Raw genomic sequence first — 15,297 nt, forward strand, 5'->3', positions numbered from 1 at the left:
GACTTCTCGAAAAAGCCCCGCTGCAAAGCTGGGCTTTTTTTATGCCTGCACGACAGATAACAGGATGATATATGCTTCGTAAACTGGGACTCGTTCTGCTTCTGACCCTATCAGGATGTGCGGTGTTTCCAGGCGATCAGGTCGCCCCTACACCAGCGCCCATCGCTTCGCCGTCTTTCGCCCGTCCTGGATTACACGTGGAATTCAATTTCTACCGGGGCGAACCCGGCGATGGGGATGCCCGATCCATTCCAGTAGCGCGTGAAGGCCTGGAACCGGCCCTCATCCAGGCATTGCAGACCTCGGAGCTTTTCAGTCATTACAGCCTGGCGCCTGATCGTGCCGAGCCTGGTGATTACGTACTCAAGTTGAAGCTATACAACCACAGCGCCATGGCAGCTTCTGTTGCCAGCGGCATGCTTACCGGCGCAACGCTATTTATTGTCCCCGGCGTGGCCAAGGACAACTTTACCCTGACAGGCGAGTTATTCGACCCTAGCCTGCACCCAGTTGCCCGGCACCGTAACGATGATTCCATCAAGACCTGGATGGGTATCTGGTTTCTTCCCTTCATGGGACATACAACCGGCGAAGCGATTACCGATACCTTTACCCGGCAGGTCAACGAGCTGCTAAAGACCTTGATAGCTGAGCAGCCAACGTTTCAGACACTGCAATGACCGTTGGCCGAAAAACATTGAACGGGTCTGTATAAGTTCAGTCACACCTTATGAGCCATTCATAACCACGCAATGCGAGGTGAGCCATGACTGAACAAACGCGAAATGCCGAAAACGAAAAAAGAGATCAAGCAGAAAAGCCACGTCGCACAGAACATGCCCAGGTGGATTCGGAGCGTAACCCGCCCTCTCCCAACAGCCCTGATCGCATGAAAGACGGCACGGGTTATAACTGAGAAAGGGCGCGTATGCGCCCTTCTTCATTCAAGCCCTATTTTCAGCACTTCCCCTTCTGACGAATCCGTTAATACGTACAGATAACCATCAGGTCCCTGGCGAACGTCCCGGATACGTGCCCCTTTTTCTTCCAGCAAACGCTCCTCATGAACAACCTTGTCGCCCTCTAGCTGCAGCCGGATCAGACTCTCTTGAGCAAGAGCGCCAATGAAGAGGCTGTTTTTCCAGGCGGGAAACTGATCGGCTGAGTAAAAGGCCATGCCGCTGACGCCCGGCGACTTCTCCCATACATACAATGGCTGCTCTGTCCCTGGTACGTCCTTGCCCTTTGCTTCCGGAATGGGTGTATAGGAGTAGTTGATCCCGTGGGTAGCCACAGGCCAACCATAATTTTTACCTGCCAGCGGAATATTGACCTCATCTCCTCCACGAGGCCCATGCTCATTCGTCCAGACCTGTCCGGTCCAGGGATTCAGGGCCGCGCCCTGCTGGTTGCGATGCCCATAGGACCAGATCTCCGGGCGAGCACCTGACTGGCCTACAAAGGGGTTATCGTTCGGAACGGTGCCATCGGCCTTGATGCGAACAAGCTTGCCCTGGAGCTTATCGAGCTCCTGCGCCGTGATACGCTGGTTGTTCTCACCCAGCGCAATGAATAGATAGCCCTGCTGATCAAACACCAGCCGCGAGCCGAAATGCGCACCGGTAGAAAGTTTGGGCTCTTGCCTGAAAATCACGGTAAAGCCTTCCACACGGGTCATGTCAGCAGAGAGCGCGCCTCGCCCAACCGCCGTACCAGCCTTGTCATCCTCGCCTCCCCCTTCGGAGTAGCTGAGATAAATAAGACGATCCTCAGCAAAAGAAGGAGACAAAGCCACGTCCATCAAGCCGCCCTGGCTGCGATTGTAGACAGCCGGCAAGCCTGCAATAGGGTTAGATACAGAGCCGTCGCTCTTGAGTACACGTAGGCGCCCCGGCCGCTCGGTTACCAGCATTCCCTTTTGATCAGGCAAAAAAGCCAGCCCCCACGGATGGTCCAAGCCTTTCTTAATGACCGTAACGCTCACCTTGCCTTTCTCACTGGGATAGGTAGCGACCTGTCCCTGAGCAATGACTACATTACTTAACAGCAACGCGCCCGCTGCCAACGCCCACCTAAACATAGTGTTCCCCCTTTTTAACCGGAAAACTGACTGTAGCGCTTTACTTCGGCTAAAAAGGCCCACTCACATAGACAGTTACAATAAGCGAACGCTTACAGACGTAGTCCGTTTCGGCACCTTTTAACAGGGATGGTATTACCCTATAGCAGATCAGTGCTGTGAAAGCAGTGTTAGCGATTCTGGTTGCAGGGGTTAATCAGGGAAGAGGAGCCGTGATCAGCATCGACTCCTGCATTGGACGTTGCCGTTACCGACTTGACTATACGGGCTACGGCAAAGACAAGCGTTCAATGCATAGAATTTAAGTAGGGGTTAGCGACGACGTGCGCGACGACGCTGCTCTTCTGCCAAACGCTCCCGCTCGCGGCTGCGCACAGGAATAGGCTGAAGACGCGGCTGATCAGCCAGGCCCAGCGCCTCGATCAATTTGGACGCCAGCTCTTGAATACGTTCTTTCATCACCGATCTCCTGAGATCTACTACCTGTAATACAGAGACTACGTGTCTGCCGGAAAATTGCCTGAATAACGCACTCAACAGATTATCGGCAGGCTTACCTTAATATTGAGTCAATTTTGCCCTATTCAATTCCAGAACTATTGCCCCAGCCGTAACACTATATTTCGCTCAACCCAAACGGCCTGTGCGCTACGTTGCAAACAGACAAGTATGCAACCAGAACCAGTTTTTGAAGGACTAAACAGTAGTGCTCTGGAAGAGGCAGTATTCATGCGTGTTCCGCTTTCACCCTGGTTGGTCATCTTTGCCATTGCCCTGAGTATCGGGGCCTGTACCCGTGTCGGATTTGCCTATAAGCACCTCAATACGCTTATACCGTGGTCGATGAACGATTACCTCGACATGAACTCCGAGCAGCGTCGTTGGTTTGACGAACGGTTGGCGGACCATCTACGTTGGCACTGTAGCCACGAGCTGCCTCGCTATCTAGAGTGGATGGATGGCATCAAGACTATGGTGCGTAACCAGCAGGTATCCCCAGTAACGATCAGGGCCCGCATGGATGAACTCAAACAGGCCGTCGATACCCTGGCGGTTGAAATCACACCGACCAGTACCGATCTGTTAAAACAGCTGACCGATCAGCAGGTCGCAGAGCTGAAGGAAGAGCTGGACCGTGACATCAAGGACCGTCGTAAAAAGTACCTCGACCCTTCTCGCGGCGAACAGATTCGAGATCGGGCCGCTCGTATGGAGGAACGCATCAGCTTCTGGACAGGCTCGCTCAATCCGGCTCAGAAAGACCGAATCATGCAATGGTCGGTGCAACTTGGTGATCAAAATCAGGCCTGGGTCGGCAATCGGATTCAGTGGCAGCGAGAACTGCTTGAGGCCTTGCAACATCGCGGCGAGCCAGATTTCCCACAGCGCGTCAAACAGCTGCTGCAGGATCGGGAAAGCCTGTGGACGCCTGCTTACCGGGAAAGCTTTTCGAAAACCCAGGAGGCAGCGATTTCGCTTATTGACGACGTGTACAAAACCACGGATGAAACACAGCGTAATCAGATCGTCAGTCGATTAACGGATATACAGAAAGACCTTGAACCTCAACGGTGCGATAGAACGAAAAATTAGCACGATCAGCGGAACTGTTGAGTAATTACCTGAGGTCTTATTCCTAAGTTTGTAATATTGGTCAAAATTTAACCGACGAATGACCTTTTCCAATTCGGCTAGATCGATATTATTCCCCTGAGCCTGTTTTACGTGCCTGAGTGCCTGGCTCCTCCTGTCATAACAAGAACGTAGCGTGTTCCACGTGGCGGACTTTTTTGAATATTAACTACCTGCTCAACCACGGATGAATGTTGACGTCAGGCATTGCTTTGGCCTCTGGCTGTTTGCCTGCTAGTGCAGGCTGCTGAGCAATCGCCGCTCCTGTTAAACCTAGGGGAGTGAAACCCATGCCAAACCCTTCATGGCTTGTTTTTATTGTGGCGGCTCTTGCCTCCGGTACTGCTACAGCCCAGACGCTCTTGCAGCGTGACCTGGGCGGCTTCGATATGACACTGGGAACGACCCAGACGCGCACTATGGCCCAGGGGCTCGTCAAGCCTTCTAACGGCGCAGTAAATGGCGGTCTGGATTTCACCCATGACACTGGCTTGTACTTTGGCCAGTGGACGGCGAACAGCGGATCCTCCGCAGATAACCTATCCATTGAAATGGATACTTATGCGGGCTACAAGCATCGCTTTGCCAGCAGCGGATACGGTTATGAATTCGGTCTGATCAATTATGATCACGTCACGCAGGACGTAGAACCCAGCCGGGAAATCTACTCTGGTATTAGCATCTTCGGTAGCCGCTTTGGCGCGGCGTTCGCCAATGATCCCGACCGTAGCAACACATCTCTTTACGCGGACCTGGGCACTACTCCGATTCTCGGAATGGGCCTTTCCATGCGTTATGGAAATTACATGCTGAACTCGCCGGTGACGCTGGCAAGTGGCGACATGGTTCGCTCGTATAATGATTGGTCGGTAAATCTGACCCGCAAATGGGCTGATACTCAGTTCAACTTTTCTTACACCGGAACCAGTCTTCAGGGACAGGATTGCTCATCCTATTCAGGACACAACGCCTACTGCGATACCGCTTTATTGCTAAAGGCGTCGCACCCTCTGTTTTAAGTCACCCAGCGGTCATAGGACCGCTGGATGCAATAGGTTAAAGGCTGGTTTTGAAAACACTACTCAATTGATGGAACTGCTCTGAGAGGCTTTTTAAACGCTGGCTTTCATGCTCAAGCCCTTCCGCTTCTAAAGCATTCTTTTCGGTGATTGTCCGTACAGAGTAGAGGTGTTTACTTACCTCGCCAGTGACTTCAACCTGATGACAGGAGGTAGCTGCTACTTGCGCATTGATATCGTTAATGGCACGGATGTCATCGGAGATCAATTGCAAGGACTGAGCGCTCTTGTGCACATCGCTAGCGCAGCGAACCGCGCGCTCTCGGCTTTCCTGCATGGCTTCTACTGCACTTTTGCTTCCCATCTGCAATGAGCCAATGATGTTTTCGATCTCTGAGGTCGAGGCCGCTGTCTTCTGCGCCAATGCCCTCACCTCATCTGCCACCACCGCAAACCCTCGACCCTGATCTCCAGCCCGGGCCGCCTCGATGGCTGCGTTAAGCGCCAGAAGGTTAGTTTGCTCGGCAATCGCTTTGATGACTTCCAGCACTTTTCCGATCTGTTGAGAGTGAGCGGCCAAAGCGCGCATTTCCTCATCGGTTCCCTCAAGATGCTCAGCCAGAAGGCTGAATTCCTTTTGCATGGCATTCAGATCGGTACTGCCTTTATAAGCACGCTTAGTCGCCTGACCGGCTACTTGAGCAGCCTGCTGAGCCTGTTCAGCAGCTACCCCGATTGTGGCTCCCATCTGATCAATAGCAGATGAAACCTTAGTAATTTGCTTATGCTGTATGCGTGAGCCCTCACGCATGTGAGAAGTGGCTTTAGCCATACCCTCACCGGCAACAGAGAGCCCTTGGCTGTTAGAAACGACACTTCCAACAGTGTGGTCGAGCGAGTCAAGAAATCCGTTGAACCGGTCTGTCAGTTCATTTTTCAGTGAAATGCGATAGCTCAGATCGACCGCCTGACCATGACGTGTCAGATAGTTTACTGCCAGTAACAAGGATTCACTGACAACCGCCTGCTTACGGGTATGAAGCGACAGATAGATAAGAATGGCGCTTTCCAACACCACATAAAACGCATGCAGGAAAATAACGCCCCATGTTTCGCTACGATGGATGACATGCAGATCCCATCCTGACGCTTGGATTGCATAAAATCCAACATGATGAACAGCGATAACGCCCGCCGCTATGAGAATGGGTAACCAGTCCCGGTAATACACCAGAAACGCCAACAGTACAAAGACGCCGAAGTGCATTTCTTCCATGCCTCGCAAGAGGTGGATCTGCAATGCAGCAAAACCCATGAATACAACGGCTATGGTGCAACGCATCAGGCGTGAGCCGGGTGCAACGCTATAAAGCACTGTGGGCAAAGCAGCCAGTGCTCCACCGACAAGCAGGGCCTGCGTAAGACTTCCTTCCCAGTAGGTCAGGCAGAGCGAATAGACGAACATGACCCAAACCACAGCCAACATCAACTTATCGGCCTTGCGGTAGTAAGTAGTTAGGGAGTAAACGGACTCGGACACAGGCATGCCCTCTACCAAGAAATAATTGTTTAATGGGTCGACACAGTCGTGTCGTAGGAGGTATCGACCTGCTGCCTGCATTTATTGAGTAAGCGCCTGATTAAACTTATCTAATCACGACAAATGGCAAAGTAATGAGCACACTATTCATAAACGCTGCTTACGCCTGTCTGTGCAAGGTAGGCGTCACCTCGAATCAGCAGTAGCCGGGCCTTTTGTTCTTCCTCTGGCTCTAAGGCGATCAACGCCTTGAACTTACCGGCCACCCAGGCCGCAATCGGTACGCCATTTCTGAACAGCAGCCGATTCCCCATAACCGCAGGGACCTTGGCTCCAGATAGCAGTGTACCGGCAAGATTGAGTGGGTCTACGGCGGCAATACGCACATAGCGTTCAGTTGCGGCACGTGTTCGCACGGCGCGTAGTAGCGCAACAGCTTCCGGCAAGGCGAACTGCTCACCGGAAAGACCCGCTATGAAACGCCCACCGCGTATGTCTCCTCGCGCTTCGAGACGGTGATACATGCGCAGCAGTTCGCGCCAGGGCGGCAAGGCGTCTGCCTCCCGTGCCAGCAGGTGCCAGCTGATGACGCCATATCGCCTCAGCAACACCCAGGCAATGTGCTCCATGACGTCATCACTCCAGCGTGGGGTTTTGGATACCTGCTGCACGGCTTCTGCTGCAGGCCGCCGAATCAATGCCCAGCGGCCTGCATCGTCCATCCCGCCATACAGAGGCACCCTGCCCCGACGACTCGTGGTACGGCTGCCTCGCTTGGCAGCTGGCAGTAACAACGCCCTCAATCCGGCAAAGCTGTCTGCGTTGACCATCCCTGTATTGACCAACTCGCCCAGGGCATTTTCCAGCTCTGTCCGCAACAAACGAGCTTCGCTCATCAGTTCGTCAAAAAACAGCGCGCCGCGACGGGACAGGGCATCCAGGACCTTTTGTGCCCTAGGTGAAAGCTCCGGCTCGGCCGAATGAGCAGATAGCGCATTCCAGACAGCCAAGTCGCGTCTGGGCAATAAAACAATGGGAGAAGCTCGTACAGGTCCGCCAGCAGCCTTGCTTACGGGATCCAGGCGCATCCACACCATACGCCCGCTACGACACAGATCATCCAGCCAATGAAAGCCATAATCCGGCAGGCGCGCAGGTAATATCTCACTTTCCCAGCCTGCAGCAGCCACCTGATACCCTTCCAGCTGGGTCAGTACCGCTGACAAGGCTTCGATCCCTCTGGCCTGGGTCTCAGGTGTGACGTGCTGCCAGTCAAACAGGAACTGCATGAAATCCGTACAACTCACCGGCTCAATCTCACGACGTAGCCGGTTGACGGTATAGCGGTGAATGCGAGCCAGCAGATGACGCTCACACCATTCCTCTTCAGCAGCGACAGGCGTGAAACGCCCCCGCAAAACATAACCTTCCCGCTCCAGTGCAGCGAGTGCCACCATGAGCTCTGAGATTGAAAGCCCCGTGTGCTGGCTCAGCATTTTTAACGTCAGCGGACCGAAGCCTATCAGCCGGGCACGTATGAGCTCTACCAGCGCCTCTTCCCGAGTGCATATCTCATCAAGTTCGACAGGCAGTGAGCCATCAGGATCACGTGTCATTCCCGGATAAACCAGTTCCAAAAGGCGTACACGCTCAACCGGGGCCCAAAAGACCTGATGCGGCGTAACAACACGGCATACCCGCCCTGCCTTGAGTAACTTGGCCAGAAACGGTTTCCAGCTATTTTGCGCAGACATCTCTTTTTCAGTCATGCACACTAGTCCTGTGAGCGCTTCGTGCAGCTCATCGGCATCACGTGCCTGCGGCCAAGCCTGCTCCCGTACTGAGTCAATCGCCTCGGCATCGAGCGCACCCAGATCATCGCCAGTCACGGAATCCAACCAACGCCGATTCATCACAGCCAGCGTTCTGCGCTCCTCTAAAGGAGCATCGTCCAGAAAGGCATAGGGGCGTGCGGTAAGAATTTCGGCTGCAAGGGGTGACGGTGCAGGCAGATCGCAGACCTTTGTCGCGACCGTACCCGCCTCGATATTCCCGAGCAGCTCCAGCCAGGCGCGGCTATTCATGGATACCTGTAGGCAGTCATGCAGGGTCTGTTTGACCAGCGGATGCTCAGGAACCTCACGCTCGCCAACAATGTTTTCCAGACAAGCCACCTGATCGGGAAAGACGGTTGCCAGCAGATCATCGCTGCGCATCCGCTGGACCTGAGTCGCGACCTTCCGACCTGCCGTGAACCGCGGCAAGGCCAATGCGGTGGTGGCATTCCAGCGCCAGCGAATGCCAAAAAGCGGTGCCTCAAGCAGCGCCTGTATAAGAATGTGCTCCGCACTTGCTGAGTGCAGGTACCGCCACACCTCTTCCAGCGGAAAACTATGGCTGGTAGAGAGCGAAAGGATGAGAGCATCCTCTGTCGCCGCCGCTTGCAGCTCCACATTGAATCGGCGGCAGAATCGCTTGCGCAGCGCCAGTCCCCAGGCTCGGTTGACACGGCTTCCATAAATCGAGTGGATGACAAGCTGCATGCCGCCTGCCTCATCGAAAAACCGTTCCATTACCAGCGTCTGCCGGGTCGGTAACGCACCCAGCATCTGTCGAGCACGTCCCAGATAATCGACGATCTGCTCAGCCGCCGCCGCTGGAAGCTCTTTTTCCACTTTCAGCCATTCGATGACCGACGCCGTATCGGATAAGCGTAGCTCCAGCTCATGACGCAAGCGCGAAACACCGTGTGAGAGCTCATCTGTTCTCCCAGGTGCCTCGCCATGCCAGAATGGAATAGTGGGCGGCTGACCCTGTGCGTCCTCAACGCGGACACGTCCACTTTCGATCTTGAGAATTCGATAGGACGTATTGCCCAGCTGAAAGATATCGCCAACCAGACTCTCGACCGCGAAGTCCTCATTGACCGTCCCGATCCCATGCCCCTGCGGCTCCAGCACGACAGAATAATCGCCGGTTTCAGGAATGGTCCCACCGCTCATGACCGCAGTCATCTTGCCACCACGACGACCGCGCAAGAGCCCGTTCACGGCGTCGCGGTGCACATAGGCGGTCCGAACACCTCGCCGATGGCTATAGCCTTCACACAGCATCGTCACTACCGCGTTGAAGTCAGTTCGTGACAGTGCCGCATAGGGCTCGGCACATCGGACCAGCGTAAACAAGGCGTCCTCGTCCCACTCACGGCATGCGGTTTCCGCTACGACCTGTTGTGCCAGCACATCCAGCGGCTGCCTAGGAATAACCAACGTATCCATTTCGCCACGTCGGATGCAATCAAGCAGCGCTGCACATTCGATCAGATCATCCCGAGACGTTGGGAACAGTCGCCCTTTCGGAATTCCTTCAACATGGTGACCCGAGCGGCCTACACGTTGAAGAAAAGCGGCAATGGAGCGAGGTGACCCGATCTGGCAGACCAGATCAACCTCACCAATATCGATGCCCAATTCCAGCGATGCGGTTGCTACAAGCACCTTGAGTTCGCCACGCTTGAGGCGCTGCTCGGCGTCGAGGCGCTGCTCCTTGGCCAGACTGCCATGGTGGGCGGCCACTGCCCGACTGCCGAGCCGGTCCGTCAGATGCCTGGCCATGCGCTCGGCCATACGGCGCGTATTGACGAAAATCAGCGTCGTTCGATGGGCCTCAGCCTGCTCGGCCAGACGATCATAAAGCCCTTCCCACGCTTCATTGGACATCACAGGCTGCAGCGGAGCGGGCGGTACTTCAAGAGCAAGATCCCGAACACGATCATGGCCGATATCAACGACCGCACAAGGTCTTTCCTGCCCTGTTCTATCGCACCCCACCAGGAAGCGCGCGACGGCGCCGATAGGCTTTTGTGTAGCCGACAATCCAATACGCACCAGAGACCGCTCGCATAAGGCCTCCAGGCGCGTAAGAGAAAGACTCAAATGACTGCCCCGCTTTCCGTCAGCAATGGCATGGATCTCATCCACAATGACGCTGCGCACCGTATGTAGAAGCGCGCGTCCAGAGTCTGAGCCCAGCAGTACATAAAGCGATTCTGGCGTCGTCACCAGGATGTGTGGCGGCCGTTTACGCATGGCATTACGCTCGCGCTGCGGTGTATCGCCTGTTCTGACGGCCGTTCGGATCGCTACAGGCGGCAAACCAAACTGTTCAAGCTCAGCCGTGATACCTGCGAGCGGCTTTTCCAGATTGATTCGAATATCGTTCGATAACGCCTTGAGCGGTGAAACGTAAACAACCCAGGTCTCATCCGGCAAGGCACCGTTGTGTTCAACACCCAGGCGTACCAGTTCATCGATTGCCGCCATGAAGGCTGTCAGGGTCTTGCCAGAGCCGGTAGGGGCTGCGACCAGCGTCGACTGTCCTGCCCTGATGGCAGGCCAGGCATGCTGCTGGGCTTGGGTTGGATAGGCGAAGGTACGCGAGAACCAGGACTGCACGGCAGGATGAAAACCTGCCAGAGCCTCTTGGCTGGAAGCGGGACGTAAAGGATAAGTCATGACCCCACTATGGGAGCGACTTCGATAACAGACAAGGCGGTATAAACGAAGCCGGACGAGTGGATTTCTCTACTTCGCCCGGCTTAGTAACAGACGATTGCATCAAGCCTTCTGACTCAATTGTCTGCCAGCGACAGCGGTCGCGCGACTGACTCGAGTGACTTGCGTTCGGCTGCCACGCCCCAGATCGACTGCACTATCCCTGCTGCAATCATGAGGCTAGCGCCAATGGCGTAGCCATAGAAGACGTTGACTCGGCTACCACTCTCAATCAGCTGACCAAACAGGGTTGGGCCAATAATTCCACCAAGCCCTGTACCAAAGGCGTAGAACACTGCAATCGCCAAGGCGCGGATTTCCAACGGGAACGTTTCAGCAACGGTCAGATAGGCCGAGCTGGCTGCCGCCGATGCAAAGAAGAAGATAACCATCCAGGCAATCGTCTGAGTCGTTGCATCCAACATACCCTGCTGGAACATATAGCCTGTGATGATGAGCAGGACACCCGAAATAGCGTAGGTAGAGCTGATCATGATCCGGCGGCCAACCACGTCGAACAGTCGCCCCAGGAGCAGTGGACCACAGAAATTACCGAGCGCAAATGGCAGTACATACCAGCCGACATTTTCTGAGGGTACATCATAGAAATCTGTCAGTACCAACGCATAGGTAAAGAAGATTGCATTGTAGAAAAAGGCCTGAGCTGTCAGTAGGGTCATGCCTACCAATGCGCGTTGGCGATGCACGACAAACAAGCTCTGGAAAACTTCCTTGAGTGGCGTATGGTCCCGACCGCGCATGCGCAAATGGAATTTGGGATCGACCGGCTCAAGCTTGTAGCCTTCGGCTTCGAAGCGTTTTTCGATGTTATCGACAATGCGCTTGGCCTCTTCCGGCTCATTATGAATCATGAGCCAGCGCGGGCTTTCGGGTATCCACATGCGCATGAATAGAATGATCAACCCGAGCGCCGCCCCAATGCCAAAGCACATTCTCCACCCCAGGTCGCCTGGAAGCAGTTCGGGGTCCAGAAACACAATGGAGCCCATGGCACCCAGGGCTGCACCCACCCAGAACGAGCCATTGATCGTCAGGTCAACCCAGCCGCGATAACGCGCTGGCGTGAATTCCTGAATGGTGGAATTGATGGCCGTGTACTCGCCTCCAATGCCTGCGCCTGTCAGGAAGCGGAACAGCAGAAAGCTCCACAGGTTCCAGGAAAACGCCGTCAGAAACGTTGCACCTACATAGAGAAACAGTGTGATGAAAAAGAGCTTGCGACGCCCTAGCCGGTCCGTCAGCCAGCCAAAAAATAACGCACCCAGAACTGCACCGGCGATGTAAACGCCACCTGCCAATCCAACATCAGCATTGGTCAACTGAAGCGCGGGACTCGCCTTCAAGGCGCCCGCTACCGAACCCGCCAGCGTGACTTCAAGACCATCGAGAATCCAGGTAATACCCAGAGCCATGACCAAGAGGGTATGAAAGCGCCCCCAGGGCAGGCGGTCGAGCCGGGCCGGAAGGTTGGTTTCGTAAATGTGCTCGTGCAGTTTTTTGCCAGAAGGGGAATCCGTCTCTTGGACAGCGGAAACATCTGAGGCCGCCATATTTCTTGTCCTCACTATTTTTATAAAGGGGCCGCACAGCGATGCGACTGGCACTTTTGTACAGCTCGTCTACAAATTGAGAGCTAGGTCATACAAAAGTAGTTCAGCGAGGCGCTACGCAACTCGTCGAGAAACAGCGAGTCCGAGAAAAGCTTTTTTTAAAAAAAGAACTATTGCGCTATCGGGATAGAGAAAATAACTAATGAAAACAATGATTCGCGGCACCTCTGCGGCTTTTTTAGCATGCATCTTTCCGCTCACAGGGCAGGCATTCGAATTTGATGGGTACGGACGTGTTGGTATAGGGGGTGCTGATGCAGGCGGTAAGCAGTCCTGCTTTCAGCTTCCGGGAGCACCTGCCAAATACCGCTTGGGTAACGAGTGCGAGACCTACTGGGAGCTAGAGGGTCACCAGGAACTGTACAAGGGCGCTGACGGGACGCTCTGGAAATTGCACGGCATGGCAAGCCTTTACAATGTCTATGACCAGTCGCCCACGTTTAGCGGCGACAATGGCAATGTTCGCTTGCCGCAAATCTGGACCAGTCTGGCGTTGCCCGAACTGAACGGCGGTGGCCTCTGGTTCGGTCGCCGCTACTACAAGCGTCACGACATTCACATCAATGACTTCTACTACTGGAACCCAAGCGGCACAGGCGCAGGTATCGAGGACTATGGCCTGGGTGACACAGGACTACGCCTGAGCTATGCCTTCTCCCGAGAAGACAATATCGAACAGAAGCACAAGGCCAACCGACACGACATCAACCTGGGCGGCATCAAGGCCAACAAGGACGCCGAGATTGAAATTGGCCTGAGCTACATTCAGAAAGCCGGACATGTTGAAGATTCGCACAGCGGCTGGTCCATCTCGGCCGAACATAAGCAGGTGAATTTCTTTGGTGGCGAAAACCGGTTTACGGTTCAATACGGCGAAGGTCCCGGTATCGGGCTTGGCCAGACCGGTAACGTACAAGCCGACAAGGATGTAAAGAGCATAAGGGTTCTGGAATCGCCCCGCTGGCAGATTACCCCGCGCTTTGGCGGAATGCTGCTGGCATTGGTACAGCGTGACCGCGCGCCTAACAACGCTGGCCAGACGTGGTACTCCTTTGGTGTCCGCCCATCCTATGCGTTCAGCGAGCATTTCAAGCTTCTGGTAGAAGCAGGCCACGATCAGATCGACCCTGAAGAAGGCGGCACACGCAAATTGACCAAGTTCACCGTGGCGCCCACCCTTGCGTTAGGCGGGATGGGCCTGATGGATCGTCCCGAAATCCGATTCTACTGGACTTATGCGCAGTGGAACCGTGCCGCTCAGCTAAGCGCAGCGCAAGACACTGCACTGTCTGATTCAGGGGCATTCGGCTCTCAGCGTCACGGTTCAAACTTCGGCGTGCAATTGGAAACCTGGTGGTAAAGCGGTAGCGTTATAGCCGTATTCTGGCACCAGCTCCGATACGGCTATAAGCCTTCGACCATCCAGAAGCAATCGATCTTAGCCGCCTCTATTCTAGAAAGAACTTTAAGTTTCTCTCCGGGTCCGTTCTACGAAGCCCACCTCCGGCATCTGTCGGAACGACCTGGAGATAATGCCATGAGCCATCTCGCCCGCGAGATGAACACTGTGGATGCCTTCGCTCTCGACACCCCTGGCTGCCTCATCGAACGCTTTACACAGGTTCGATCCGCTACTGAAAAGCTTTGTGCTCCCCTTCAGACCGAAGACTACCTGATACAAAGCATGCCAGACGTCAGTCCGCCCAAATGGCATTTGGCCCACGTGACCTGGTTTTTCGAAGCGTTCATTCTCAAGCCCTTCCTGCCGGGCTACAAGACGCTGGATCCCGCCTACGATTACCTGTTCAACTCCTATTACGAAACCCATGGCACCCCATTCCCACGAGCCAAGCGCGGGCTGATCTCCCGTCCAACCGTTGCAGAGGTCTATGGCTTTCGCCAATGGGTCGATCAGGCCATGCTCGAACTGCTAAACCATCTGCCGGAACAGCATGCTGAAGAAATCGCCCGTCGGACAGAACTCGGGCTACACCATGAGCAGCAACATCAGGAGCTGCTGCTCATGGACATCAAGCACATCCTGGCCCAGAACCCTCTCCATCCGGTATATCGGCACGATCTCAAGCCAGCCACACACGCTGATCCCACTCCGCTGACATGGCTTTCATATCCGGCTGGCGTACGCCACATAGGCCATAGCGGTGACGGTTTTGCCTTTGATTGCGAGACACCACGCCACCGCGTCTTCGTCGATGAGTTTCAGTTGGCGAGTCGCCTGGTCACCAACGGTGAGTACATGGCCTTTATCGAAGATCAGGGCTATAGCCGCAGTGATCTCTGGCTGTCCGATGGCTTCAGCCAAGTGCGGCAGGCCGGCTGGCAAGCACCCCTCTACTGGGAGAACGTAGACGGCCGCTGGTACGCCATGGGCTTGGGCGGCCTACAACCTGTCGATGAGCAGGCTCCCGTCTGTCACCTGAGCTTTTACGAGGCGGATGCATACGCCAGTTGGGCCGGCGCCCGCCTGCCAACCGAAGCCGAATGGGAATTGGCCGCCGCCGGTCTTTCGCGTACAGGCAACTTTGTCGAGCAGGACCATCTCTCGCCTGTGGCCTGTAGGACTCACACGCCCGATCAACCCTGCCAGCTGTTTGGAGACGTTTGGGAATGGACCGGCAGCGCCTATCGCCCCTACCCCGGCTTCAAGCCGCTGGATGGCAGTCTAGGCGAGTACAACGGCAAATTCATGTCCGGGCAGATGGTCTTGCGGGGCGGCTGTTGCGCTACCCCTGCCGATCATATTCGCGCGACCTACCGTAACTTCTTCTACCCAGCCATGCGTTGGCAATTCGCCGGCCTTCGCCTTGCCAAGGAGATCTGA

11 protein-coding genes are annotated in these 15,297 nt (G+C 55.0%); 6 read left to right on the forward strand and 5 right to left on the reverse strand.

The window, feature by feature from the left end; genetic code table 11:
- Nucleotides 1–71 precede the first annotated feature (71 nt).
- Nucleotides 72–680, forward strand: a complete 609-nt coding sequence (locus B3729_RS18620) for a hypothetical protein (RefSeq protein WP_286788660.1) — start codon at nucleotides 72–74, stop codon at nucleotides 678–680.
- A gap of 86 nt (nucleotides 681–766) precedes the next feature.
- On the forward strand, nucleotides 767–916 hold the full coding sequence (locus B3729_RS18625; RefSeq protein WP_010798070.1) for a hypothetical protein: 150 nt from the start codon (nucleotides 767–769) through the stop codon (nucleotides 914–916).
- Nucleotides 917–940: 24 nt separating this feature from the next.
- Here B3729_RS18625 and B3729_RS18630 read toward each other — a convergent pair whose 3' ends face one another.
- Nucleotides 941–2,080, reverse strand: coding sequence for a PQQ-dependent sugar dehydrogenase (locus B3729_RS18630; RefSeq protein ID WP_286788661.1), 1,140 nt, complete (start codon nucleotides 2,078–2,080; stop codon nucleotides 941–943).
- A gap of 312 nt (nucleotides 2,081–2,392) precedes the next feature.
- Entirely contained in the window at nucleotides 2,393–2,539 is a 147-nt protein-coding gene (locus B3729_RS18635) for a PA1414 family protein (RefSeq protein ID WP_010798068.1), read from the reverse strand.
- 210 nt (nucleotides 2,540–2,749) lie between these two features.
- Here B3729_RS18635 and B3729_RS18640 point away from each other — a divergent pair, with 210 nt between their 5' ends.
- Entirely contained in the window at nucleotides 2,750–3,673 is a 924-nt protein-coding gene (locus B3729_RS18640) for a DUF6279 family lipoprotein (protein WP_286788662.1), read from the forward strand.
- A gap of 329 nt (nucleotides 3,674–4,002) precedes the next feature.
- The gene (locus B3729_RS18645) at nucleotides 4,003–4,731 is read left to right on the forward strand and encodes a TorF family putative porin (RefSeq protein ID WP_074825426.1); all 729 of its coding nucleotides are present in this window, start codon (nucleotides 4,003–4,005) and stop codon (nucleotides 4,729–4,731) included.
- A gap of 37 nt (nucleotides 4,732–4,768) precedes the next feature.
- Here B3729_RS18645 and B3729_RS18650 read toward each other — a convergent pair whose 3' ends face one another.
- The 3 genes from B3729_RS18650 to B3729_RS18660 all read right to left on the reverse strand — a co-directional run bounded on the left by B3729_RS18650 (nucleotide 4,769) and on the right by B3729_RS18660 (nucleotide 12,395).
- Complete coding sequence (locus tag B3729_RS18650) at nucleotides 4,769–6,352, reverse strand: methyl-accepting chemotaxis protein (RefSeq protein WP_409567367.1); 1,584 nt, start codon at nucleotides 6,350–6,352, stop codon at nucleotides 4,769–4,771.
- 62 nt (nucleotides 6,353–6,414) lie between these two features.
- Complete coding sequence (locus B3729_RS18655) at nucleotides 6,415–10,785, reverse strand: DEAD/DEAH box helicase (protein WP_286788664.1); 4,371 nt, start codon at nucleotides 10,783–10,785, stop codon at nucleotides 6,415–6,417.
- Nucleotides 10,786–10,901: 116 nt separating this feature from the next.
- Nucleotides 10,902–12,395 (reverse strand): MFS transporter, encoded by a 1,494-nt coding sequence (locus B3729_RS18660; RefSeq protein WP_010798063.1) that lies wholly within the window; start codon nucleotides 12,393–12,395, stop codon nucleotides 10,902–10,904.
- 202 nt (nucleotides 12,396–12,597) lie between these two features.
- On the opposite strand from B3729_RS18660, the gene B3729_RS18665 reads away from it, so the two are divergent.
- Nucleotides 12,598–13,815: a maltoporin gene (locus tag B3729_RS18665; RefSeq protein ID WP_026003839.1), complete on the forward strand. Its 1,218-nt coding sequence runs from the start codon at nucleotides 12,598–12,600 to the stop codon at nucleotides 13,813–13,815.
- 198 nt (nucleotides 13,816–14,013) lie between these two features.
- On the forward strand, nucleotides 14,014–15,297 hold the full coding sequence (gene egtB, locus B3729_RS18670) for an ergothioneine biosynthesis protein EgtB (protein ID WP_409438621.1): 1,284 nt from the start codon (nucleotides 14,014–14,016) through the stop codon (nucleotides 15,295–15,297).

This window comes from Pseudomonas sp. UBA3149 (assembly GCF_002364655.1).
GTDB classification, from domain to species: Bacteria; Pseudomonadota; Gammaproteobacteria; order Pseudomonadales; family Pseudomonadaceae; genus Chryseomonas; species Chryseomonas luteola.

Excerpts from the sequence above, each read along its gene's own strand:
- B3729_RS18620 (WP_286788660.1), top strand. The coding sequence starts at position 72 with ATGCTTCGTAAACTGGGACTCGTTCTGCTTCTGACCCTATCAGGATGT.
- B3729_RS18625 (WP_010798070.1), top strand. The coding sequence starts at position 767 with ATGACTGAACAAACGCGAAATGCCGAAAACGAAAAAAGAGATCAAGCA.
- B3729_RS18630 (WP_286788661.1), bottom strand. The coding sequence starts at position 2,080 with ATGTTTAGGTGGGCGTTGGCAGCGGGCGCGTTGCTGTTAAGTAATGTA.
- B3729_RS18635 (WP_010798068.1), bottom strand. The coding sequence starts at position 2,539 with ATGAAAGAACGTATTCAAGAGCTGGCGTCCAAATTGATCGAGGCGCTG.
- B3729_RS18640 (WP_286788662.1), top strand. The coding sequence starts at position 2,750 with ATGCAACCAGAACCAGTTTTTGAAGGACTAAACAGTAGTGCTCTGGAA.
- B3729_RS18645 (WP_074825426.1), top strand. The coding sequence starts at position 4,003 with ATGCCAAACCCTTCATGGCTTGTTTTTATTGTGGCGGCTCTTGCCTCC.
- B3729_RS18650 (WP_409567367.1), bottom strand. The coding sequence starts at position 6,352 with ATGCAGGCAGCAGGTCGATACCTCCTACGACACGACTGTGTCGACCCA.
- B3729_RS18655 (WP_286788664.1), bottom strand. The coding sequence starts at position 10,785 with ATGACTTATCCTTTACGTCCCGCTTCCAGCCAAGAGGCTCTGGCAGGT.
- B3729_RS18660 (WP_010798063.1), bottom strand. The coding sequence starts at position 12,395 with ATGGCGGCCTCAGATGTTTCCGCTGTCCAAGAGACGGATTCCCCTTCT.
- B3729_RS18665 (WP_026003839.1), top strand. The coding sequence starts at position 12,598 with ATGAAAACAATGATTCGCGGCACCTCTGCGGCTTTTTTAGCATGCATC.
- egtB (WP_409438621.1), top strand. The coding sequence starts at position 14,014 with ATGAACACTGTGGATGCCTTCGCTCTCGACACCCCTGGCTGCCTCATC.